Origin of the sequence: Rhodococcus yunnanensis NBRC 103083 (assembly GCF_001895005.1) — a bacterium.
Lineage (GTDB): Bacteria > Actinomycetota > Actinomycetes > Mycobacteriales > Mycobacteriaceae > Rhodococcoides > Rhodococcoides yunnanense.
Window position 1 is genome coordinate 38,919 of the sequence record NZ_BCXH01000022.1, and the last position, 22,586, is coordinate 61,504.

Genomic DNA, 22,586 nt, shown 5'->3' on the forward strand with positions numbered 1-22,586 from the left:
GAGCTAGCTGTAGATCGACTCGATCTCGGCGCCTCGCTCCTTGTGAATGATGTTGCGCTTGAGTTTCAGCGTCGGGGTGAGCTCACCGGTTTCGACGGTGAAGTCGAGCTCGAGAATCTTGTACTTCTTGATCTGTTCCGCCTTCGAGACCTTCTTGTTCGCGTCGGCGACGGCTTTGTCGATCTCGGCGATCAGGTCGGCGTTCTTGGACAGATCAGCGAACGCGATGCCGTCGGTGATGCCGTTGCGTTCCTTCCACCCGGGCAGTGACTCGGGATCGAGCGTGATCAACGCGCCGATGAAAGGCTTCGCGTCTCCGACGACGAGGCACTGACTGATCAGCGCATGCGCACGTAGCGCGTCCTCGAGCACCGCCGGGGCGACGTTCTTGCCACCCGCGGTGACGATGATTTCCTTCTTGCGTCCGGTGATGGAGACAAAACCGTCCTGGTCGATGGCGCCGAGGTCGCCGGTGTGGAACCAGCCGTCGACGATCGACTCGGCTGTCGCCTTGTCGTTGTGCCAGTAGCCTCCGAACACGACCGGGCCCTTGACGAGGAGTTCGCCGTCATCGCCGATTTTTGCGGCATGGCCGTTGATGGGCTTGCCGACGGTGCCGACGCGCTGATCGGCTGTGGTGTTGACGGTGACCGCAGCGCTGGTCTCGGTGAGGCCGTAGCCCTCGTAGACCGGGACGCCGATTCCGCGGAAGAAGTGACCGAGACGTGCGCCGAGCGCGGCGCCACCGGATACCGCGCGGTCGCATTCGCCGCCGAGTGCCGCGCGAAGCTTCCCGTAGACCAGCTTGTCGAACACCGTGTGCTTGAGGTTCAGTACCAGGCCGGCTCCGCCCTTGTCCTGAGCCTCGCTCCACTCGATGGCGGTGGCGGCGGCCTTGTCGAAGATGCCGCCCTTGCCGCCGTCGTGCGCCTTCTGCTTCGCCGAGTTGTAGACCTTCTCGAACACGCGGGGGACCGAGAGGATGAAGTTCGGCTTGAACACGGCGAACTGCTCGACGAGCGTGCTGACGTCGGAGGTGTGCCCGACCGTCGTCTTCGATTCGAATGCTCCGAACGAGATGGCGCGGGCGAACACATGTGCCAGGGGCAGGAACATCAGCGTCCGCTTGCCCTCCTTCATCGCGTCACCGAGTGCGAGATGGACCGCCTTGGTCTCGGCGTAGAAGTTGGAGTGAGTGAGCTGCACACCCTTGGGGCGACCGGTGGTGCCGGAGGTGTAGATGAGGGTTGCCGGAGACGACGCGACGACCTGGTGACGGCGAGCGTGCAGGTCCTCGTCGCTGACACCGGATCCGCGAGTGGTCAGTTCTTCGACGGCACCGCCTTCGATCTGCAGCACCTCACGCAGATCCTTTGCGCCCTCGGTGACGTCCTTCAACGTCTCGGCGTGCTTGGTGGTCTCGACGACGAGGAGCTTGGTGGCGGAGTCCTCGAGGATCCACTGAGCCTGATCCGGCGCGGATGTTTCGTAGATGGCGACGGTGCAGCCGCCCGCGGTCCAGATCGCGTAATCGAGGACGACCCACTCGTATCGAGTCCCCGACAGGATGGCGACACGGTCACCGAGTTCGATGCCCGACGCGATGAGGCCCTTGGCGACGCCCGCCACCTCTTTCGCGAACTGGGCGGCCGTGACGTCGACCCACGCGCCGTCCTTCAGCCGCAGGAACGGGACGAGATCAGGGGACTCCTTCTCGTACCTGAACACGGTGTCTGCCATCGACGCGTCGTCGGGAATGGTGAATGAAGCCGGCACAGAATATTCGCGCACTGTAGATCCCCTCCGAAATACTGACGTATAGGTGTGCATTTCATCACATTCCGGGCCGCCGTGCACTACCGATTGGTGTCCGGTTTGCGAATTTTCGACCTGTCCTGCGGAGTTATGTGTGACTCACAGTGCACAATAACCGGCAAGGGCCCCGAATTCGAGGGCGGGTGTTGCCGCGGTCACGCCAACAACCGGGACACCTCGCCGTCCGTCAATTGATGAAAGTCGCTGTACGCAGCGCCGACGCCGCCCAGTCTCATGCCGACCCGAGCTACGACGTCGTCGGCGACCGATCCGACTCTGACCACCGCCTCGGGTGCAGCGACCGGAACGGCGACGACGATGGCCGACGGGTGTTCGGCGGCGACCACACGGCAGGCGGCCTCCGCGGTGGCCCCGGTGGCCATCCCGTCGTCGACGATGATCACGAGACGACCACGGCGGGAGATGGGGTCGCGTCGTCGCCAGCGGCGCGCTCGTCGCTGGAGTTCGATCTGCTCCTGCTGCCTGACGCTCGCGATGTCGGCCGGGGTGATCTCCATCCGATCGATGACCTGTTCGTTCAGCACGGTGATGTCGTTCTCGCCGATCGCGCCCATCGCGAGTTCGGGCTGACCGGGGACGCCGAGTTTACGGACCGGAACGACGTCGAGATCGGCGCCCAGGGCTGACGCGATCTCGGCAGCGACCGGTACACCGCCGCGCGGTAGGCCCAGTACCAGCGGATTCCTCGCTCGGAGGTAGTCCAGGTCCAGTGCAAGAGCGCGGCCGGCTTCGGCGCGATCGGTGTACATCATCACCTTCGACGCTAGATCCAACGACCGTCGTTCGCACCGATTACAGCCACTCGGTCTGTCTGTGTCGTGACAGGGACTAAACTCGGTTGTATATGAGCACAACAGAGCCGAATCAGGATGCCGCCGTGACGAAAGACGACTCCATTTCCGCAGGGCCGGCATCGGCGTCTTCGGACGCGACCCCCAACACCGAGGAAGCGGCGCAGTTGACGTTCGCCGACCTCGGTATCGACGAAAGGGTCCTGAAGGCTCTGCGCGATGTCGGGTACGAGACCCCATCGCCCATTCAGGCCGCGACCATCCCGCCGCTGATGAGTGGCAGTGACGTCGTCGGACTCGCGCAGACCGGAACCGGCAAGACCGCCGCGTTCGCGGTGCCGATCCTCTCGCGGCTCGACGTCGAACGGCGCGTGCCGCAGGCTCTCGTGCTCGCGCCGACGCGTGAGCTCGCGCTGCAGGTCGCCGAGGCCTTCGGCAAGTACGCGGCCAACATCCCTGGCCTGCACATCCTCCCGATCTACGGTGGCCAGGCATACGGCATTCAGCTGTCCGGGCTCCGGAAGGGCGCGCAGATCATCGTCGGCACCCCCGGCCGTGTCATCGACCACCTCGAGAAGGGCACGCTCGATCTCTCGCAGCTCGAGTACCTCGTTCTCGACGAGGCCGACGAGATGCTCAAGATGGGTTTCCAGGAGGACGTCGAGCGCATTCTCTCCGACACTCCCGAGTACAAGCAGGTCGCATTGTTCTCCGCGACCATGCCGCCTGCCATCCGGAAGATCTCCAAGCAGTATCTGCACGATCCAGTCGAGATCACCGTCAAGACCAAGACCTCGACGGCACCGAACATCACGCAGCGCTACGTGCAGGTCGCGCATCAGCGCAAGCTCGAAGCACTCACGAGGATCTTCGAGGTCGAAGAGTTCGAAGCGATGATCATGTTCGTTCGCACCAAGCAGGCCACCGAGGAGCTCGCCGAGAAATTGCGTGCACGGGGCTTCTCCGCGGCCGCGATCAACGGCGACATCGTGCAGGCGCAGCGCGAACGCACAATCGGCCAACTCAAGAACGGTCAGATCGACGTACTCGTCGCCACCGACGTCGCAGCGCGCGGACTCGACGTCGACCGCATCTCGCACGTCATCAACTACGACATTCCGCACGACACGGAGTCGTACGTTCACCGCATCGGTCGTACCGGTCGCGCGGGTCGTGCCGGTGAGGCACTGCTGTTCGTCGCGCCGCGGGAACGACACCTGCTCAAGGCCATCGAGCGTGCGACGCGTCAGCCGATCACCGAGATGCAGCTCCCCAGCGTCGACGACGTCAATGCGCAGCGCGTCACCAAATTCGGCGACTCGATCACCGACAGCCTGAACTCGGCTAATCTCGGTCTGTTCCGGAAGCTGATCGAGGACTACGAGCGAGAGCACGACGTCCCACTCGCCGACATCGCAGCAGCGTTGGCCGTCCAGTCACGCGACGGTGAAGAGTTCCTGCTCAAGCCCGAGCCGCCTGCCCCGCCGCGCGCACCCCGCGAAAAGCGTGAACCTCGCCCCCCACGCAGCTTCGACGACGACGCCGCCGACTCGCACCACCGCAAGACCGGCCAGGAGATGGCGACGTACCGCATCGCCGTCGGTAAGCGTCACCACGTGGCCCCCGGCGCCATCGTCGGAGCCATCGCCAACGAAGGCGGCCTGCGGCGCAGCGATTTCGGGCACATCAGCATCCGCCCCGACCACTCGCTGGTGGAACTGCCCGCCGATCTCGCCGACGAAACCGTGGAAGCCCTGCGGCGCACCCGCATCAGCGGCGTCCTGATCCAACTGACTCCCGACTCCGGCCCTCCCGGCGGCCGCGGCGGTCCCCGTAGCGGCGGCAAGTTCAAGGGTCGCCGTCCCCGAGACTGATCTTCTTCCCTCGCTTCCTCCTCACCCGCTGACGCGACGTTGTGCACCGGATTCCTCCGAGTCCGGTGCACAACCTCGTTCTCGGTGGGCAGCGTTGTCTTAGGTGGGGAGTGTTGTCTTAGGTGGGGAGTGTTGTCTTAGGTGGGGGAGCGGTGTTTCGGTGGGGCAGCGTTGTCTTAGGTGGGGAGTGTTGTCTTAGGTGGGGAGTGTTGTCTTAGGTGGGCAGCGTGTTTCGGTGGGGCAGCGTTGTTTCGGTGGGGCAGTGTCGTTTCGGTGAGCAGTGCCGTTCTCGGCGGCGAGTGGCGACAGAGCGTGCGTGCTGTCCGGCATAGTCGCTGAGCGCAGGGTTGTTGAGTGCTGCCGGCTGAGTGCTGATTTCTGGGTGAGGGCATGACTGTAAGCGGCACATGTGTTGCTCTGTGCCGCTTACAGTTCGGTGATCCTCGGCTCGATCCGCAGCCCTTGGGCTACGGCTCGGGTTCCCCGTGGCCAGGCGTCCCGGGTTCAGGTTTCCCAGGTTCAGGTTTCCTAGTTCCGGGCCTCCCAGTGCCAGGACTCCCAGGTCCAGGTTTCCCAGGTCCGGGCCTCCCAGGTCCTGGATCTTCGGGTTCTCGGTACAGGAATTCTTGTGGGTGATGGTAGTGATTGACCATGCCGCGGCGAGTCGGGTCGACCGCTTCGGGTGGGTGCCACAGCGTTCGCCCGGCTTGTGGATGATTCGGGCCTGCAGTGGTTGTGGCCCAATCGTTGGGGCCGTCGCCGACGAGGGGATGATGCCGGTCGCATCCGAATGTCAGCGAGTCGATATCGGTGTCGCCGCCTTTGTCCCACTCGGCGATGTGATGGACTTGGCTCCACGTCGCCGGGCGGGTGCAGGCGGGGAAGCTGCATCCGCGGTCGCGGGCGATCAGCACGATCCGTTGATCGGCCGAGGCGATCCGTTTGGACCGGCCCAGGTAGAGGGCTCGGCCGTCGTCGTCGAACACCGCCAGGAACTGGTGCGCATGCGAGGCCATTCGGATCGCATCCCGCATGCTCACCAACGATCCGGTTCCGGTGACCGCATGCCCGGACGCCGATTCCAGATCCGCGGCGGTCATGCTGATGACCGCGGTCACCGGCAGCCCCCGATGCCGGCCGAGGCTCCCCGACGCCAGCATCTGCCGCAGCACCGCTTTCATCGCATCGTGATTGCGTTGCCCCTGCGTTCTGATATCACGCCCGGCGCGGCGCCTTTCGTCCTCGGTGGTCACCCGATCCCGAGCAGCAGCAGCATCTTCAGGCCCGGTATCTCCCGGCCCTGTGTTTTCCGGCGCAGGGTCTTCGGGCCCTGTGTCTTCCGGCGCAGGGTCTTCCGGCGCGGTGTCCTCGGGGCCGAACAGTGTCGGATCGCTGCTACCGGAGCCGCCGGTCCCGCTCGGGCCACCGCCGCCACCACTGTCACCGCCGCCAGTCCCGCCAGTCCCACCGCCGCCAGTCCCACTACCGCCAGTCCCACCGCCATCACTGCTGCCGGGTTCGTCGGCGACGGGTTTCGGCTCATCCGGGTTGCACTGCCCGGGCCGGGCGAGCTTGGCCAGCAACGCCTCCAGGTAGGCACGGAATTCCGCGTCGATGACGAAGCCACCTTTGCTCAACCCGTCCTTGCCTTGCTGCCCGAGATGGAAGTAGCACTTCCGCGACAGATCCGTGTCATCGTCGAGTTCACCGTCGGGATCGAGCAACGCATGCAGCCTCGCGGCCGCGACCCGAAGCTGCTCGGGCGAAAGTTCTTTCGCGAGAGTGCCCAGCAGCATCTCCGACTGCACCTTCGAATCGTGATCGATCGCCTCGGGCAACTCCTTGAAGAACTCCTCGACCACGCTCACGTGCGCGGCATCGATCTCACCGGCACGATGCGCCTGCGCGGTGGTGGGAAACACCGGCTCCAACCGCTCCCCGGTCATCGCGCGCCGCGCCGACATCTTCGCCGCGATCTTGATGCGTTTACCGGCAACACCGGGATCGATCCGCAGCAGGCACGCCAGACGAGACGGATTCGCTCGCTCCGGCAGCACCGCCAACCCGTCGCCCTCGATCAACTCCGTCAACCACGTATGCGAGGTCCCGTACATCGCCCGCGAGAGCGTCTCCATCCGCACCAACACCGCACGCCGATCCGCATCGGTCAACGCCCACGTCTCGACATCCGCGACCGCAGCCCACGCCGCCTCCATCGACTCGACCGCATCACACAGGGAAGGATCCGAAATGGGCAGCACGCCACGCGAACCCACCCCCATATCGTCGACCAGACCGGCGACACTCTCCCCCGAAAGCATGCCCCAATACTATCCCACAAACCACCATCTGTCGAACACCAGTTCGAAAAAAGCGGGTCCGTGATAGGTGGATGGCAGAGTGGGTCGCGTGACGGGGCAGCAGGGGTACGACGCGATAGCCGATATCTACGCCTCGACGTTTCCGACGGCTTATCAGTTTCCGATCGAGCGGCACGCGGTAGCAGCGTTCGCAGAGGTGGTCGGTGACCGCGAGGGCGTCGTCGTCGATGTCGGCTGCGGGGTGGGCCACGTGACCGCCGACCTCGTCGATCGAGGGTTGGCCGCACTGGGATGCGACCCCAGTGCGGCCATGCTGGATCATGCGCGCCGCCAGTACCCCGAGCTCACATTCATCGAAAGCGACGCTGGTGCGGCCCTTTCGGCGCTCGGGCCGATTGCCGCAATCATCGCCCGGTTCAGCCTCGTTCACCTCGAACCGGCGAGCGTAGCGCACGTGCTGGGACTGTGGTCCGCTCGACTCACCGCTGGTACACCTGTTCTGATCGCCTTTCAGGCGAGCGACGAACGAGGCGCTCCGATCCTCTTCGATCATGCCGTCGCCCCGGCGTGGCGCTGGCACCCGGACGAGTTCGCTGCACTCCTCGGTCTGAACGGTTTTCACGAGGATTGGCGAATCGTCCATCGCGACAACAGCTACCGATTCCCCATGGCGCATCTGCTCGTGCACCGTGCCTTGGGGACTGCTCTGGTCACAGGGTGACAGTGAAGCTGTTCATCACCCGGTCGGCGGCGTCGAGGTCGGCATCGCTGTTGGCCTGTACCGCGACCAGCGTGAGATATCGGCCCGAATCTGCTTGCGCGGCAACGACGATGTACGTCGCGGCGGTCTCGCCGCAACCGGTCCACACCTCGAACCGGCCGGTGTGAAGGGCGTCGCTGTAATCCTCTCGGCCGGTCGAGACGCACCCCGCCTGCGGCAGTGTTGCTGTGGCCCAGTTCAGTAGATCCTCCGGCGACGAGTTTCCGACGGCGGTGTCCGAGGCCATGACCGAAGTCCCCACCGCGCCCCAACCGCCCTGGTACTGATCGAGATTCGAGCTGGCTTCGACGCCGTAGAAGGAGTTGCCTCGGTCGTCGACGAACTTGGTGCCGTCCACCTGATTCCAGGCTGCAGGAACGTCGACGGTGACGACGCCCTCGTTGTCCTCGACGGTGGTGAAACCGCCGGTGGACGTCTGTGACACACTACCGCCGTTCGATGAGCCCGACACTCGCGAGGACACGGTCGTGGTCTCCTCGATCGCATCGCCGTTGAACTGTCCGCGCAGGTACGAGTCGGTCGCGGGCCGATACACCTCGACCGACAACGTCGCATCCTGCCCGTGAGTACGCAGAACGCTGCAGTACTCGGCCATTGTGCCGTCGGCGCCGAGGGTGACACCTTCCATGCTCGTCAGCAGATCACCGGGTTCGACACCGGCCTTGTCCGCGGCCGATCCCGACGCGACGGAGTTGACCCAGACGCCGAGGCCGGTACCGTCGTCGTCGGTCAGTGCTTCGCCGTTGATTCCGAGGCTGAGGACGTTCCTGCCGTTCTTCAGATCCTCGACGACCTTCTGCACCTCGTCACGGTGAATGGCCATGTTGGTGTCGTACTTGTCGTTGCCCGCGTAGTTGACGCCGACCAGCCGCCCGTCCGGATCGACGAGTGGCCCGCCCGAGTTGCCGCCCCGGATCTTCGCGTCGTGCTCGATGACGTGATCGAGTGATGCCCACGGGGTGTCGCCCTTCGTGTCCGCCTTGGACACGATTCCCTTCGTCATCGTGAACGTCGGATCGCCGAGAGGAAAGCCCGCGGCGTAGATCTCGTCGGCGGTGTCGATCGAGCCTTCGTGGTACGAGACGTACGGGAAGTCGCTCCCGTCGAGCTTGACGACGGCCAGGTCGAGGCATTCCGACGAGCCGACGACGCGAGCATTGAGTTGCTCGCTCTGATCACCGCCCCGCCACACCTTCAATGTGCCCGCGCCGGTCACCACGTGGTTGTTGGTGAGTGCGTAACCGTCGGAAGAGATCAGGAAACCCGACCCGCGTCCGGCCGCCTCGTATCCACCTTCCTGCGGCGAGACGAACGTCCCGAACGCTTCGAGCTGGATCGTCGCCGACTGCAATCCCGTGAAGTCGACGCCTCCGCCGGACTCGGCGTCGGTGTCACCGCCGGTGCCGATGGAGAAGGAACATGCCGATAGAAGTGCGGCACCGGCGATCGTGGCCAGTGCGGCTGCAGATGCTCTGCGGGCTGTTGTTGTCATGGGGACACTGTCGCGGCACCCACTTGGAGGGCGGTTGGAAGCGACTTGGACCCACGCGGAGGAACACCAGGCGCCCGGCGCGAGGCATGATGACACGGTGATCGCGCGAACGGTATACGGGCAGGTCGAGGGAATCGCCGACGACGGTATCGCCGTCTGGAAAGGCATCCCGTATGCGGCGCCGCCGGTCGGGGACGGAAGGCTGCGCGCACCGGTGACGCCCGGATCGTGGTCGGGAGTACGTTCGGCGACCGAGTTCGGGCGGATCGCTCCGCAGAGCGCGCAGGGTCCGATGCCGATCGATCCGTCGCTCACGCTCGGTGAGGACTGTCTGACGCTCAACGTCTGGGCGCCGCAGGACCGACACGGCCTTCCGGTGATGGTGTGGATCCACGGCGGTGCGTATTTCATCGGGTCGTCGGCGCAACGGATGTTCGACGGCCGCACCCTGGTCCGCGAGGGCGGAGTCGTCCTGGTGACGGTCAACTACCGTCTCGGTGCGCTGGGGTTCCTGGACTTCTCGTCGTTCGGGGACTTCGATTCGAATCTCGGTCTGCGAGATCAGATAGCTGCCCTCGAATGGGTGCGAGAGAACATCTCCGCGTTCGGTGGGGATCCGTCGAACGTGACGCTGTTCGGCGAGTCGGCAGGCGGAGGGGCGGTGACGACACTGCTCACTTCCCCTTCGGCCGAGGGGTTGTTCCATCGCGCGATAGCCGAAAGTTCGCCTGCCACTTCGGTGTACGGATCGGCGCGTGCGTCGAGTATCGCGGAGCGTTTCCTGGAGTTGGCGGGAGTGCAGGCCGACCGGCTGCGTGACATGCCCGTCTCGGAGTTCGTTCGCGCGGGCGCCGAGCTGGTGCAGGACATCCCGTCGAAAGTGCCGGGAACTCTGGCCGTCGCACCGACCGTGGACGGCGACATCGTGCCCCACTACCCGGTGGCGTCCTTCCAGAAGGGACGGCAACTGCAGGTTCCGCTGCTGATCGGAACCAACCGCGACGAGGCATCGCTGTTCAAGCTGATGAAGTCGCCGCTGATGCCGATCACGCCGGACAAGATCCACGAGATGTTCCAGGCGATCGCTGCCGATCACCCACAGCTGCCTGCGGACGAGGAAGCCGAGATCGCGCTCGCGTACCCGCACTATCCGTCGAAGAAGACGGCGATGGAGATATCGCGGGATGCGGCGTTCCGCATGCCGACGCTGTGGATCGCCGAGGCGCACAGTCGGCTCGCTCCGACGTACGTGTACCGCTTCGACCACGCGTCGCCGCTGTTTCGGTTGACGGGCATCGGGGCGACCCACGGTACCGAGGTGCCGTACGTGTTCGGAAATTTCGGGGTGATCCCGAAGGATCCGACGTACAAACTCGGTGGTCGGAAGTCTGCGCAGATCGTGGCTCGGCGTATGCGGCAGCGGTGGATCGATTTTGCGCACGGGCGTGCGCCGTGGACGGCCTACGACGAGACGAATCGGACGACTCTGCTGATCGACAAGCAGGACAGGGAGGTCGACGATCCCGATCGTGACCTTCGTCGGGCATGGGGCGAGGAGGTCGTCGCCTACACGTGACGAGGGTAGCCTCACCTTCATTGTCCGGCATACCTTTTGAACGTTTGATGGCACTGTCGCAGGGGTACCCGCACCCGCATGAGCAGAGTAAGCCTGCGGGTGAACGGCACCGACCACGATGTCGAGTGCGACGTGCGTACCACGCTGCTCGACGCGCTACGAGAACATCTGGACCTCGTTGGTGCCAAGAAGGGGTGCGATCACGGTCAGTGCGGGGCCTGCACGATTCTGGTCGACGGTCGACGCATCAACAGTTGCCTCGCGCTTGCAGTGGCTTATCAGGGGCGTGAGATCACGACGGTGGAAGGCCTCTCCGACGGCGACACGCTACATCCCGTGCAGCAGGCGTTCGTCGACAACGACGCGTTCCAATGCGGGTACTGCACGTCGGGGCAGATCTGCTCCGCCGTCGCCGTCATCGAGGAAGCCAAACAGGGCTGGCCGAGCGCGGTGACCGACGATCCACCCGAGGCAGATATCGAACTCGACCACGACGAGGTCCGCGAACGCATGAGCGGCAACCTGTGCCGATGCGGGGCATACGCCAACATCATTCCGGCGGTACTGGAGGCCAGCGAATGAAAACCTTCGCCTACGACGTCGCAACCGATGTCGACGACGCCGTCGCCCGACTCGGAGCCGACCCGGACTCGGCTCTGCTGGGCGGTGGTACCAATCTCGTGGATCTGATGAAACTCGGTGCCGCCGAACCATCCTCGCTCATCGACGTCACGAAACTCCCGCTGGGCGAGATCGAAGTCGCCGGCGACGGAGCGCTCCGCGTCGGTGCCGCGGTCACCAACAGTGATCTCGCCGTCCACCCGGTGGTGCGTAGCCGGTATCCGGTGCTGTCCCGTGCGGTTCTGTCCGGGGCATCGGGACAGCTGCGGAACATGGCCACCACCGGCGGCAATCTGTTCCAGCGCACGCGATGCGTGTACTTCATGGACGCGAGCAAGCCGTGTAACAAGCGCAATCCGGGCTCGGGATGTCCTGCGATCGAAGGCGAGCATCGCAACCTCGCGATTCTCGGCGCGTCCGATCACTGCGTTGCGACGCATCCGTCCGACATGGCTGTTGCCCTGACCGCCCTGGATACGGTCGTCGACATCACCGGACCACATGGCCAGCACCGCGTCCCGATCGGCGAGCTCTACCGTCTACCCGGACACGACCCCGATCTGGACACCACGATCGGCCACGACGAAATCGTCACCGCTCTCGAAATTCCCGCTCTCCCAGCCGGAACCGTGTCTACCTACCGTAAGGTTCGCGACCGCGCGTCGTACGCGTTCGCGCTCGCATCGGTGGCCGCGGTGCTCCGAGTCGAGGACGGACAGGTGACCGAAGCGCGTATCGCTCTCGGCGGAGTGGCACACAAGCCGTGGCGCGCCATCACCGCCGAGGGTGAGCTGCTCGGCCGTCTGGCGCGACCCGAGGTGTTCAGAGAAGCCATCGATCTCGAACTGAAAGCTGCCAAGCCATTGCGTGACAACGTGTTCAAGATCCCACTCGTCCGAAATTTGGTGACCCAGACGTTGACCGAGCTGGCACGACAGGAAGTCTCGGAATGAGCACCGCATCGATCGGTCGACCGATCCAGCGCACCGAGAGCGTCGCCAAGGTGACCGGTACCGCCCGATACGCGGTCGAGCAGCGTACCGATGGGGCCGCGGTCTACTGCGCGTACGTCCCGGCAACGATCCCGAAGGGCCGCGTCGTACGCGTCGACACATCCGGCGGCGAGGAAGTGCTGGCAATCCTGTGGCACGGCAACGCGGAGAAGCTCGGCGACATCGAGGACGGCGAACTCGCCGTGCTGCAGTCGGATCGGGTGGCGTATCGGGGTCAGATCATCGCGGCAGTGGTGGCGACCACCCTGGAGGCTGCTCGCGACGCCGCCGACACGATCCGGGTCACCTATTCGGACGAGGAGTCGCCGGACAACACCCTGTCGGCCGAGCATCCGTCGTTGTTCGCGCCGGAGTCGGTCAACGCCGGGTTTCCCACCGATGTCACCGTCGGCGATCCTGATTCGACACTGTCCTCGGCAGCCCATGTCGTCGACCGCTGGTATTCGACGTCGCCGATGCACAACAGTCCGATGGAACCGCACGCAACCACCGCAGAGTGGTCGAACGGCGCACTGACCGTGTGGGATTCGACGCAGGCGCCATCCGGTGTCCGTGACGACCTCGCGACGCTCTTCGAGCTGGATCCATCGAACGTCCGAGTTGTCGCGGAGAACATCGGCGGCGGTTTCGGGGCGAAGGGAAGCACTCGGCCCAACGCGGTGTTGGCGGCGATGGCGGCCCGTGCGAGCGGGCGCACCGTCAAGCTCGCGCTGCCGCGTCAGGCACTGTTCGATGTGGTCGGATACCGGACGCCGACGATCAATCATGTTCAGCTGGGCGCTGATACACGCGGCAAGCTCACTGCGATAGCGCACGATACGTTCCAGCAGACCTCGCACGTCTTCGAGTTCTGCGAACAGACAGCCGAGTCGACCCGGCACATCTACGCTTCTCCCCACCGGCGTACCACGCACCGCCTCGCGGTGCTCGATGTGTCGACACCGCGGTGGATGCGCGCACCCGGTGAGGCGCCGGGGATGTTCGCGGTGGAGACCGCGATCGACGAGTTGTCCTATGCCGTCGGCATCGATCCCATCGAACTGCGAATTCGCAACGAACCCGACGTCGATCCTGCGAGCGGCAATCGGTTCAGCTCACGCAGCGTCGTCGAATGCCTGCGGGAGGGCGCCGAGCGGTTCGGCTGGGCAGACCGTGATCCGCGTCCGGGGCACAGGCGCGAGGGTCGCACGCTGATCGGTACCGGCGTTGCGACGGCCAGCTACCCGGTCTTGATCAGCCCGTCGTCCGCGTCGGCACAGCTCGGCGCCGACGGCTCGATCACCGTGTCCGTTGCGGCCTCCGATATCGGCACCGGGGCTCGAACCGTGTTGCGGCAGATCGCAGCCGACGCGTTGGCCGTATCGGCAGAGCGGGTGGAGCTGAAGCTGGGCGACAGTGCGTTGCCGACAGCGCCGGGCGCGGGCGGTTCCTCGGGAACGTCGTCGTGGGGATGGGCGGTGACGAAGGCATGCAGGCAACTCGTCGACGAGGTCGGTGGCAGCATCGACGACGCCGGCGGCCCCGCGCAGGTGAGCGTCGAGACGTCCGAGGAGATCGATCAGCAGAAGGATCTGGCGCGCATGGCCTTCGGGGCACAGTTCGCCGAAGTGAGAGTCGATATCGACACCGGTGAGGTGCGGGTATCGCGGATGCTCGGTGTGTTCGGAATCGGGCGAGTGATGAACCCGCGTCTCGCGCGTTCGCAGCTGATCGGCGGGATGACCTTCGGTCTCGGAATGGCTCTGATGGAAGCCGGGAACACCGATCACGAGTTCGGCGGCTTCTCCAATCACGACCTGGCCGAGTATCACATTCCGGTGTGCGCGGACACCCCCGACATCGAGGCGGTGTGGGTCGAGGAACACGACGACGAGCTCAGTCCCATGGGAGGCAAGGGAATCGGCGAGATCGGAACCGTCGGCTCACCCGCTGCGATCGGCAATGCGGTCTATCATGCGACGGGGGTGCGGGTGCGGGATCTGCCGATCACCCTCGACAAGGTGCTACCGCACCTCTAAGCGAGGATGCGCTGCAGGAACTGACGGGTCCTGGCCTCGGTGGGGTTCTTCAGCACCTCGTCCGGTGTGCCACGCTCGACGACGACGCCGCCTTCGATGAACAGCACCTGATCGGCCACCTGTTGGGCGAACCTGATCTCGTGGGTCACGATCACCATCGTCCAGCCCTCGGCCGCAAGGCCTTTGATGACGGCGAGGACCTCACCGACCAACTCGGGATCGAGGGCCGAGGTGGGCTCGTCGAACAGCATCAGTTTCGGTTTCAGCGCCAACGCTCGTGCGATTCCGACGCGTTGCTGCTGACCGCCGGAGAGCTGGAACGGGTACTGATCGGATTTCGCGTCGAGACCGACCTCGTCGAGCAGCTTGTGCGCGTCGGCGATCGCGGCGTCCTTCGGGCGCTTCTGCACGATCACGGGGCCTTCGATGACGTTCTGCAGCACCGTCTTGTGCGGAAAGAGATTGTGCTGCTGGAAGACCATGCCGCTCTGGGCACGGAAGGCGCGCACCGCAGCACCCGACGGGGCGTGTGCGAAATCGACCGACACCTCACCGATCCGGATGACTCCACCGTCGGCGGGGTCGAGGGCGTTCAGCGAGCGCAGAATGGTGGTCTTACCCGACCCGGACGGCCCGATGATCACGGTGACCGTTCCGGCCGGTACCGAGAACGAGACGTCCTTCAACACCTCGATCGCGCCGAACGACTTCTTCAGGGAGTTCACGTCGAGTAGGTCGGTCATTTCGCCACATACCTGTCGAGTCGGACTTCGAGTTTGCCTTGGAAGAACGAGAGGATCATGCAGATCACCCAGTAGTAGATCGCCGCGACGCTGTACAGCGCGAAGAAGTCGAACGTCGGTGCCGCCGCGAGCTGCGCCACCCGCAACAGCTCGGTCACCAGGATGGTCGACGCGAGCGAGGTGTCCTTCACGAGCGAGATCAGCGTGTTGGACAGCGGTGGAACGGCAGTGCGCAGCGCCTGAGGGAGAACGATGCGTTGCAGCGTCGTCCGATATCCCATGCCGATGGTCTGCGACGCCTCCCACTGGCCTTTCGGCACACTCAGGATCGCAGCTCGAATCACCTCGGCTGCGTAACCACCGACGTTCAACGAGAAGGCGATCACCGCGGCCGGGAACGGATCGATCACGATTCCGAACTGAGGCAGCGCGTAGAAGACGATGAACAACTGCAGCAGCAGGGGAGTGCCGCGGATGATCGAGACGTAGAACCGGGCGGCATTCGATAAAGCCCTCTTGGAGGAGATCCGAGCCAGCGCGACACCCAATGCGATGACGAGCCCGATCACGAAACTGATCGCCGTCAGCGGGATCGTCATCGTGAGCGTCGCCTTCAGCATCGGCCACAGGTTGTCCAGAATCAGATCGAGTTTCGACGGCGCCTCGGCGCTGGCCGCGTCGGAGGTCGGCGCCTGTGTGTCCGCAGTGGGTGCGGCGACGTCGGATCCGAAGTACTTCTCGGAGATCTGGGCGAGGGTTCCATCTGCCTGCAGTGTGTCGATGGCGTCGTCGACCTGGCCCATCAGCCCGCTGTCCTTGCGGGCGGCGAATGCCTGGTAGCTGGTGTCCCCGGTCTGGGCGGCGACCTTCACCCCGGTGTCACCCGTTTGCTTCAGATACTCGGCGATTGCGAGGCTGTCGTTGACGGTGGCATCGACACGACCGTCCTTGACGAGCGTGACGGCCTGGACGAAGCCTTCGACCGCCTCGACGTTCGCTCCCGCGTCGGAGGCGACCTCGGCCCAGTTGCTCGTCGACGACTGTGCGGTCGTCTTGCCTGCGAGGTCTGCGACCGAGGTGATCGAGGTGTTGTTCGCCGCGGTGAGGATCTCGCCCTCGGACACCGTGTAGGGCTTCGAGAGGTCGTACTTGCTCTGTCGTTCGGGGTTGATCGTGACCTGGTTGGCGATGAGGTCGAATCGCTGCGATTCGAGTCCGGCGAAAATGGAATCGAAGGGCGTCTGGACGTACTCGACGCGTACGCCCAGCTCACTCGCGACCGCGTCGACGACGTCGATGTCGTAGCCCGTCAGCTGCCCGTCGCTGCCCTGGTAACTGAAGGGGCTGTAGGTCCCCTCGGTCCCGACGACGAGTACGCCGTCTTCCTTGATCTGGTCGATCAGCGGGCCCGAGGACGACCCGCAGCCGGCCACGGCCGCCAGGGCGACGATCGTTGCCAGCAGTGCAAGCGCTCTACGGTGCACGAGGTGCCTTCCTACCCGTCGATCTCCAACTCAGCTGAGACAACCACAGCGTTGTTCATCGGCAGAGCTGCCACACCGATGGCCGTGCGCGCATGCCCACCGATCTCGGGGCCGAACACCTGCAGGATCAGGTCCGAGAATCCGTTGACGGCCGTGGTGGTCTGGGTGAAGAGATGGTCGGCGTTGACCATCCCCGACACCGTGAGCCACGCACTGATTCGGTCCAGATCCCCGATGGCGCGCCGGACACTCGCCAGCACGGCAAGCGCGGTGTCGCGAGCCGCATCGGTGGCGGCGTCGAGGGAGACCTCCGACGGCACCGGCCCGAACGGACCGGCCAGCGTGCCGTCGGGGTGCTGCGGCGAATGACCGGAGACGTAGACCCGGTTTCCGCGCACGCGTACCCACTCGAACGAGAACTGGAATCCCGGTGGAGCCTCGGCCTGCGCCGGTAGGACGAATCCGAGCTCGGCGATTCTGCGTTCGATGTGCATGCGCTCACGTCCTCCGTGCCGGGATGCTGTTGATGGTCTCGACGGTCCATCCCGACCCGTCGTGTACGAGGGTCGACACGCCTGCGTTGAGGATCCTCGGCGACGGTACCCCGCGGATGGCGTCGAAGATCGCCCTGATCACACCGCCGTGTGCGACGGCGATCACCGACGAGTCGGGATGAGCGGCCGCGATCTCGTCGACGGCACGGACGCCGCGCACGATGAGGTCACGCCGCGATTCCAGGCCGGGGTAGCGGCCGTGCGGCCAGTGCGAGTACGCGTCGTAGTCGGTGAAACCCTCGGCGTCGCCGAAATGCCGCTCGGCGAGATCGGCGTAGGTGGCCGTGCGTTCGATCCCGAGATGCTTGCCGATGATGTCGGCGGTCTCCGCGGCCCGCGACAGCGGCGAGCTCACCAGCAGGTCCCACTGACGCTCGCCCAACTCGTATACCGCCTCGCGTGCCTGCGCCCGACCTGTCTCGTTGAGGGGAATGTCGGAGGATCCTTGCAGGCGGCCGTGCAGATTCCACTCGGTTTCGCCATGCCGAACCAGCGCCAGAAAAGTCATAGTCAGCGAAGATTATCGTAGTTACCAGGGAGTACGGTCGAGAGGTACACAGTCGATGACAGCGGAGGGATCTCATGAATCTGGCCCTGACAGAAGAGGAAGCCGCGTTTCGTGACGAGATGCGGACGTTCTTCACCACCGAGATTCCCGCGGAGATCCGCGAGAAGAACAGGGTGGGCATCGAAGTGAGCCGTGAAGACATGGTGACGACGATGCGAATTCTCAACGAGAACGGGCTGGCCGTCCCGCACTGGCCGGTGGAGTTCGGGGGTCGTGACTGGACGCCGGTGCAGCGTCACATCTGGCTCGACGAGATGCAGCTCGCGTCGGTTCCCGAACCGCTGGCATTCAATGCGTCGATGGTGGGACCTGTCATCGCGACGTTCGGATCGCAGGAGCAGAAGGAGAAGTTTCTGCCCGCCACGGCGAATCTGGACATCTGGTGGTGTCAGGGCTTCTCCGAACCCGAAGCCGGGTCCGATCTCGCATCGCTGCGGACGACGGCCTTGCGTGACGGTGACGACTACATCGTCAACGGGCAGAAGACATGGACGACGCTCGGCCAGTACGCGGACTGGATTTTCACGCTCGTGCGTACCGATCCCGAGGCGCCGAAGAAGCAAGCGGGAATCTCGTTTCTGCTGATCGATCTGAAAACTCCAGGGATCACCGTTCGCCCGATCAAGTTGATCGACGGCAGCTTCGAGGTCAACGAGGTGTTCTTCGAGAACGTACGCGTTCCGGCGGAAAACCTTGTCGGCGAGGAGAATCAGGGGTGGAGCTACGCGAAGTTCCTACTCGGCAACGAGCGGACAGGGGTCGCCCGCGTGGGGCACACCAAGGTCCGTCTCGAGCGCGCGAAGGAGTATGCGGCGTCGACCACGGTAGGCAACGGAACGCTGCTCGACGACCCGCTGTTCGCGGCGCGATACGCCGAGCTCGAAAACGAGGTCCTCGCACTCGAACTCACTCAACTTCGGCTCGTGTCGAGCTCCGCCGACGGCAAGCCCAATCCGGCGTCGTCGATTCTGAAACTGCGTGGATCCGAACTGCAGCAGGCCGCCACCGAGATGTTGATGGACATCGCCGGACCGGACTCGCTTCCGTACGAGGGGGGTGATGACATCGAGAGCCCTGGATGGGCGCAGCGTTCGGTGCCGACCTACCTCAACTACCGCAAGGTGTCGATCTACGGCGGTTCCAACGAAGTGCAGCGGCAGATCATCGCATCGACGATTCTCGGATTGTGAGGGCAGGACAATGGATTTCGAACTGAACGAAGAACAGAAGCTGCTCCGGGACACCACGCGCGAGGTTCTCTCCCGTGCGTACGACACCGAGAAGCGCAACAAGATCGTCGATGCCGATCCCGGTTGGTCCGCCGAGGTATGGAAGCAACTGGCCGAGGTCGGCCTGCTCGGGTTGAGTTTCGCCGAGGACGACGGCGGCATGGATGCAGGCCCGGTGGAGGTCATGGCCGTGATGACCGAGGTCGGTCGACGCCTTGCACCCGAGCCGATTCTCGATGCCGTGCTCGTCCCCGGAGGATTGATCTCGGATGTCGGTTCGGTGGATCAGCGTCAGCGGATTCTGCCGGGCGTAGCCGAAGGCTCGACACTGCTTGCGTTCGCGCACAACGAATCAGGCAGCCGCTGGCCGAACATCGAAGTGAAGGTCTCGGCCACCGAGGACGGTGGGTCCTGGGCCTTGAACGGGGTCAAGAACCCGGTGCCGCACGGCGGTAGCGCCGACATCCTCGTCGTCAGTGCTGCGCTTGCAGGGGGCGGCGTCGGTCTGTTCCTGGTCGACGGTGACGCAACCGGGTTGGAACGAAAGAACTACCGGACACACGACGGTCAGCGTGCGGCGCAGATCTCGCTGAGTGATGTTGCCGCGGAGCCGCTCGGTGACGGAACCGATGCGAGTGCTGCGATCGTTGCCTCGGAAGTACGCGCACAGGCCGCACTGGCAGCAGAAGCGGTGGGCGCAATGGAAGAGGCGCTTCGGCTGACGACCGACTACCTCAAAGCGCGCAAGCAATTCGGAGTTCCGCTCGCGAAATTCCAGGCGTTGACGTTCCGAGCAGCGGACATGTACGTGCTGCTCGAACTGGCCCGGAGCATGGCGCTCTACGCGACGATGTCTCTCGCGGACGGCGTCGTCGATACCGAGGTCGCGTCGCGCGCGAAGCTGCAGATTTCGCGCTCGTCACGCAAGATCGGCCAGGAGGCGATCCAACTGCACGGCGGCATCGGCGTCACGGCCGAGTATCCCGTCGGGCACTATGTCAGCCGGTTGGCCGCGATCGAACACACACTCGGCGGCGCCGACGATCACCTGCGGGTGCTGTCGAAGTAGAGCAGCCCTCGGTGGTGCGGTCCACGTGGGCCGCACCACCGAGATCTGTCAGGACGCCGTGACGAGCGGGCCCCGAGCCGAGCCGCACCTCGTGTTCGTCCGGCGTTCGTGTGTAGTACCCGAAGGGTTCCTCTCAGGGGGCTTGGCTACTGTGGACGGCAAGAGGACGACGCGATCGGCGTATCCACTCGAGGGCTGATCGGAAGCGAGATACCGATGAAGGCACGGACGGCGGAGTACCCCCGCCCGAATCATTGCCTGCTACATCTGAGTGACACCCATCTCGTCGAGGGCGGTGACCTGTACGGAGCCGTCGACAGCACGGCCAGCCTGCGCCGAGTGCTGGGCGATATCGAGGCGTCGGGAGTTCGTCCCGACGCGTTGATCTTCACCGGCGATCTCACCGATCAGGGGGAGCCGGGCGCGTACGATCGCCTGCGGGCGTTGGTGGAGCCGGTCGCAGGCGCACTCGATGCGCAGTTGGTGTGGGCCATGGGCAATCACGACGATCGGGCAACCTTTCGCGCTCGGCTGCTGGATCAGGAGCCCACGACCGGGTCGGTGGACCGCGTACACGATATCGACGGGCTCAGAGTGATCACCCTCGACACCACGGTGCCGGGCCATCATTACGGCGCAGTGTCGACGGATCAACTGGACTGGCTCGCAGGTGTTCTCGCGACCCCGGCCGAGTTCGGCACCATCCTGGCAATGCACCATCCGCCGGTTCCGGCGGTGTTGGACCTCGCTGTCGTCGTCGAGCTCATCGATCAGCAGGCACTGGCGGAGACGCTGCGCGGCAGCGATGTTCGATCGATCCTCGCCGGGCACCTGCATTACTCGACGACGGCGACATTCGCCGGTATCCCGGTGTCGGTGGCATCGGCGACCTGTTACACGCAGGATCTCAACGTCCCGTCCGGCGCGATTCGTGGCCGAGCAGGAGCGCAGGCGTTCAACCTCGTGCACCTCTACGACGACACGGTTGTCCACTCGGTCGTCCCCGTCGGCTCGTACGACACCGTCGGGGAGTACGTCGACGCCGACGAGGTCGCTCGTCGATTGGACGCCGCAGGTGTCCGAATCGCCGACAGCGCGAGGAGTTCTCGAATCAGGCTGTAGTTTCCCAGGGCGCCACGATCGGGAAGTACCTGTCGAGGAATTCGGTGACGCGACGGGTGCGCACCTCGAGATCCACCTCGGGGAAGCTGCCGTCGTTGAGGCAGAAGAAATCGATGGCCCTCTTGGGCAGCATGTTCTCCATGGCGTGCAGACCCGCATGTGCGGTGGTGTCGATGTAGGTGACCTTGGCGTCTCGCTGCACGACGGCTCGGCCGCTCATCAGCGCGTAGTAGTGATACAGCGAGTTGGTGACCGAGATGTTGGTGCTGGCGCGGAAGACGCTGGCCGCAGTGGCGGCGAACTCGTCGGGAAACTCGTTCTCCATCTCCTGCATGACGCTCTTGCGCAGCGGCGTCGCGGCGTGCTCCAGATGCCGAGTGGTCATGAGGCCGAACCGGTCCTGCAGCAGCCGACGGTTGACACGTGCCGCATTCTCGAAGCCGCTGCGGTCCTCGTCGTTGTAGCCCAAGCCGATTCGCGTCGTCGCCTCGATGAACATGCTGATGCCGCCGGGGGAGAAGAACATCTGTGGACCCACCGGCCTGCCGAAGAACATGTCGTCGTTGGAGTACAGAAAGTGCTCCGACAGACCGGGGATGTGGTGCAGCTGCGATTCCACGGCTTGCGAATTGTGTGTCGGCAGAACGGAAGTGTCGACGAAGAACGTCTCGCTCGGAACGAACGTGACTCGGGGGTCCTCGGCGAGCCATGCAGGCCTGTCCGAATCCGTCGCGACGAAGATACGGCGAATCCAGGGGGCGTACATGTGGATCGAGCGCAGCGCGTACTTGAGTTCGTCGATCTGGCGGAACCGTGCAGCCGACGCGTCGCCCTCGCCGACGACGTAGTTCTGCATCCGCCGGGCGCGTTGTGCCTGGAATTCGGCGGATGAACCGTCGACCCAGGAGAAGACGATGTCGATGTCGAAATTGATGTCCGACGCGTGGTCGGCGAACATGTTCTCGATGGTCGGCCAGGTCTTGCCGAAGCGTTCGACGGTGCCGCGGACGGCTTCTTCACGCATTATCGTCCGTCGCGTCAACGAATTCTCCACCGGCAGAACTATTTCGGTGGGGGAGAACGACCACAGCTCGATCTGGACTCCGGTCGAGGCGCCGTAGTTGAGGCCACTGACGGGTTCGACCCGCGGCCGGTAGAGCCGGAAGATGCGTGCGTCGGCGGCGCTGTTCGGCAGTCCGTCGGCGACGAGAACGGCTTTGCCGCGCTTGACGTCGACGGTTTTGCAGTAGAACGGCTCGCGCAGGCACGCCTCGACCAGTGTGTCCCTGAGCTTTTCGCGAACCGAGCTGTCCACTGCGACGACCGGGCGTTCGTCGTTGCCGCGAACCAGCAGATACGTGATGCCTGCGGCGTCGAGCGCTTCCCGGATGAACAGCAGGTCCTCGACCATCGCCTGATGCGGCGTCGTCGAGGTGATCGACAGTGCAAAGCGGCCGTCGAACGGGACGACGTCGTCACGATCGGTCAGCCGTG

18 protein-coding genes are annotated in these 22,586 nt (G+C 64.6%); 9 read left to right on the plus strand and 9 right to left on the minus strand.

Annotated features, from left to right (window positions below; genetic code table 11):
• Positions 1-3 precede the first annotated feature (3 nt).
• Both RY1_RS25715 and RY1_RS25720 read right to left on the minus strand, forming a co-directional pair.
• Entirely contained in the window at positions 4-1,791 is a 1,788-nt protein-coding gene (locus tag RY1_RS25715) for an AMP-dependent synthetase/ligase (protein WP_072806883.1), read from the minus strand.
• A gap of 179 nt (positions 1,792-1,970) precedes the next feature.
• Complete coding sequence (locus RY1_RS25720; RefSeq protein ID WP_072806884.1) at positions 1,971-2,588, minus strand: phosphoribosyltransferase; 618 nt, start codon at positions 2,586-2,588, stop codon at positions 1,971-1,973.
• 92 nt (positions 2,589-2,680) lie between these two features.
• On the opposite strand from RY1_RS25720, the gene RY1_RS25725 reads away from it, so the two are divergent.
• A complete protein-coding gene (locus tag RY1_RS25725; protein WP_245819952.1) occupies positions 2,681-4,501 on the plus strand; it encodes a DEAD/DEAH box helicase in 1,821 nt (606 codons plus the stop codon).
• Positions 4,502-4,968: 467 nt separating this feature from the next.
• Here the strand turns inward: RY1_RS25725 and RY1_RS29495 are convergent, their stop codons facing one another.
• Positions 4,969-6,822 carry an HNH endonuclease signature motif containing protein gene (locus RY1_RS29495; RefSeq protein ID WP_139279989.1) on the minus strand — a complete coding sequence of 618 codons (1,854 nt, stop codon included), beginning with the start codon at positions 6,820-6,822 and terminating at the stop codon, positions 4,969-4,971.
• An 88-nt stretch (positions 6,823-6,910) separates the two neighbouring features.
• Between RY1_RS29495 and RY1_RS25740 the strand changes: the two genes are divergently transcribed.
• Entirely contained in the window at positions 6,911-7,543 is a 633-nt protein-coding gene (locus tag RY1_RS25740; RefSeq protein WP_072806922.1) for a methyltransferase domain-containing protein, read from the plus strand.
• Here the strand turns inward: RY1_RS25740 and RY1_RS25745 are convergent.
• The gene (locus tag RY1_RS25745) at positions 7,533-9,095 is read right to left on the minus strand and encodes a S1C family serine protease (protein ID WP_072806885.1); all 1,563 of its coding nucleotides are present in this window, start codon (positions 9,093-9,095) and stop codon (positions 7,533-7,535) included. The two genes, RY1_RS25740 and RY1_RS25745, sit on opposite strands and share 11 nt — an antisense overlap.
• A 97-nt stretch (positions 9,096-9,192) precedes the next feature.
• Here RY1_RS25745 and RY1_RS25750 point away from each other — a divergent pair, with 97 nt between their 5' ends.
• The 4 genes from RY1_RS25750 (at position 9,193) to RY1_RS25765 (ending at position 14,323) form a co-directional block, all read left to right on the plus strand.
• A complete protein-coding gene (locus RY1_RS25750) occupies positions 9,193-10,671 on the plus strand; it encodes a carboxylesterase/lipase family protein (RefSeq protein WP_072806886.1) in 1,479 nt (492 codons plus the stop codon).
• A 78-nt stretch (positions 10,672-10,749) separates the two neighbouring features.
• Positions 10,750-11,253 (plus strand): 2Fe-2S iron-sulfur cluster-binding protein, encoded by a 504-nt coding sequence (locus RY1_RS25755; protein WP_072806887.1) that lies wholly within the window; start codon positions 10,750-10,752, stop codon positions 11,251-11,253.
• Positions 11,250-12,245, plus strand: a complete 996-nt coding sequence (locus RY1_RS25760) for an FAD binding domain-containing protein (protein WP_072806888.1) — start codon at positions 11,250-11,252, stop codon at positions 12,243-12,245. The genes RY1_RS25755 and RY1_RS25760 overlap by 4 nt, the downstream gene beginning before the upstream one ends.
• Positions 12,242-14,323: a xanthine dehydrogenase family protein molybdopterin-binding subunit gene (locus tag RY1_RS25765; protein WP_072806889.1), complete on the plus strand. Its 2,082-nt coding sequence runs from the start codon at positions 12,242-12,244 to the stop codon at positions 14,321-14,323. The genes RY1_RS25760 and RY1_RS25765 overlap by 4 nt, the downstream gene beginning before the upstream one ends.
• On the opposite strand, the gene RY1_RS25770 is transcribed toward RY1_RS25765, so the two are convergent.
• The 4 genes from RY1_RS25770 to RY1_RS25785 are packed head-to-tail and all read right to left on the minus strand — an operon-like array spanning position 14,320 to position 17,612.
• Entirely contained in the window at positions 14,320-15,066 is a 747-nt protein-coding gene (locus RY1_RS25770) for an amino acid ABC transporter ATP-binding protein (protein ID WP_072806890.1), read from the minus strand. The two genes, RY1_RS25765 and RY1_RS25770, sit on opposite strands and share 4 nt — an antisense overlap.
• Positions 15,063-16,550, minus strand: coding sequence for an ABC transporter permease subunit (locus tag RY1_RS25775; RefSeq protein WP_072806891.1), 1,488 nt, complete (start codon positions 16,548-16,550; stop codon positions 15,063-15,065). Before RY1_RS25775 ends, RY1_RS25770 begins: the two co-directional genes overlap by 4 nt.
• A gap of 11 nt (positions 16,551-16,561) precedes the next feature.
• Positions 16,562-17,044: a RidA family protein gene (locus tag RY1_RS25780; protein WP_072806892.1), complete on the minus strand. Its 483-nt coding sequence runs from the start codon at positions 17,042-17,044 to the stop codon at positions 16,562-16,564.
• 4 nt (positions 17,045-17,048) lie between these two features.
• Positions 17,049-17,612, minus strand: coding sequence for a histidine phosphatase family protein (locus RY1_RS25785; RefSeq protein ID WP_072806893.1), 564 nt, complete (start codon positions 17,610-17,612; stop codon positions 17,049-17,051).
• A 74-nt stretch (positions 17,613-17,686) separates the two neighbouring features.
• On the opposite strand from RY1_RS25785, the gene RY1_RS25790 reads away from it, so the two are divergent.
• The 3 genes from RY1_RS25790 (at position 17,687) to RY1_RS25800 (ending at position 21,092) form a co-directional block, all read left to right on the plus strand.
• On the plus strand, positions 17,687-18,862 hold the full coding sequence (locus RY1_RS25790) for an acyl-CoA dehydrogenase family protein (protein WP_072806894.1): 1,176 nt from the start codon (positions 17,687-17,689) through the stop codon (positions 18,860-18,862).
• A 10-nt stretch (positions 18,863-18,872) separates the two neighbouring features.
• On the plus strand, positions 18,873-19,970 hold the full coding sequence (locus RY1_RS25795) for an acyl-CoA dehydrogenase family protein (RefSeq protein WP_072806895.1): 1,098 nt from the start codon (positions 18,873-18,875) through the stop codon (positions 19,968-19,970).
• Between the two features lie 216 nt (positions 19,971-20,186).
• Positions 20,187-21,092, plus strand: coding sequence for a phosphodiesterase (locus RY1_RS25800; RefSeq protein WP_072806896.1), 906 nt, complete (start codon positions 20,187-20,189; stop codon positions 21,090-21,092).
• Here the strand turns inward: RY1_RS25800 and RY1_RS25805 are convergent.
• Entirely contained in the window at positions 21,082-22,581 is a 1,500-nt protein-coding gene (locus RY1_RS25805) for a stealth family protein (RefSeq protein WP_371829511.1), read from the minus strand. The two genes, RY1_RS25800 and RY1_RS25805, sit on opposite strands and share 11 nt — an antisense overlap.
• Positions 22,582-22,586: the final 5 nt, after the last annotated feature.

Excerpts from the sequence above, each read along its gene's own strand:
- RY1_RS25720 (WP_072806884.1), bottom strand. The coding sequence starts at position 2,588 with ATGATGTACACCGATCGCGCCGAAGCCGGCCGCGCTCTTGCACTGGAC.
- RY1_RS25725 (WP_245819952.1), top strand. The coding sequence starts at position 2,681 with ATGAGCACAACAGAGCCGAATCAGGATGCCGCCGTGACGAAAGACGAC.
- RY1_RS29495 (WP_139279989.1), bottom strand. The coding sequence starts at position 6,822 with ATGCTTTCGGGGGAGAGTGTCGCCGGTCTGGTCGACGATATGGGGGTG.
- RY1_RS25745 (WP_072806885.1), bottom strand. The coding sequence starts at position 9,095 with ATGACAACAACAGCCCGCAGAGCATCTGCAGCCGCACTGGCCACGATC.
- RY1_RS25755 (WP_072806887.1), top strand. The coding sequence starts at position 10,750 with ATGAGCAGAGTAAGCCTGCGGGTGAACGGCACCGACCACGATGTCGAG.
- RY1_RS25760 (WP_072806888.1), top strand. The coding sequence starts at position 11,250 with ATGAAAACCTTCGCCTACGACGTCGCAACCGATGTCGACGACGCCGTC.
- RY1_RS25765 (WP_072806889.1), top strand. The coding sequence starts at position 12,242 with ATGAGCACCGCATCGATCGGTCGACCGATCCAGCGCACCGAGAGCGTC.
- RY1_RS25770 (WP_072806890.1), bottom strand. The coding sequence starts at position 15,066 with ATGACCGACCTACTCGACGTGAACTCCCTGAAGAAGTCGTTCGGCGCG.
- RY1_RS25780 (WP_072806892.1), bottom strand. The coding sequence starts at position 17,044 with ATGCACATCGAACGCAGAATCGCCGAGCTCGGATTCGTCCTACCGGCG.
- RY1_RS25785 (WP_072806893.1), bottom strand. The coding sequence starts at position 17,612 with ATGACTTTTCTGGCGCTGGTTCGGCATGGCGAAACCGAGTGGAATCTG.
- RY1_RS25790 (WP_072806894.1), top strand. The coding sequence starts at position 17,687 with ATGAATCTGGCCCTGACAGAAGAGGAAGCCGCGTTTCGTGACGAGATG.
- RY1_RS25795 (WP_072806895.1), top strand. The coding sequence starts at position 18,873 with ATGGATTTCGAACTGAACGAAGAACAGAAGCTGCTCCGGGACACCACG.
- RY1_RS25800 (WP_072806896.1), top strand. The coding sequence starts at position 20,187 with ATGAAGGCACGGACGGCGGAGTACCCCCGCCCGAATCATTGCCTGCTA.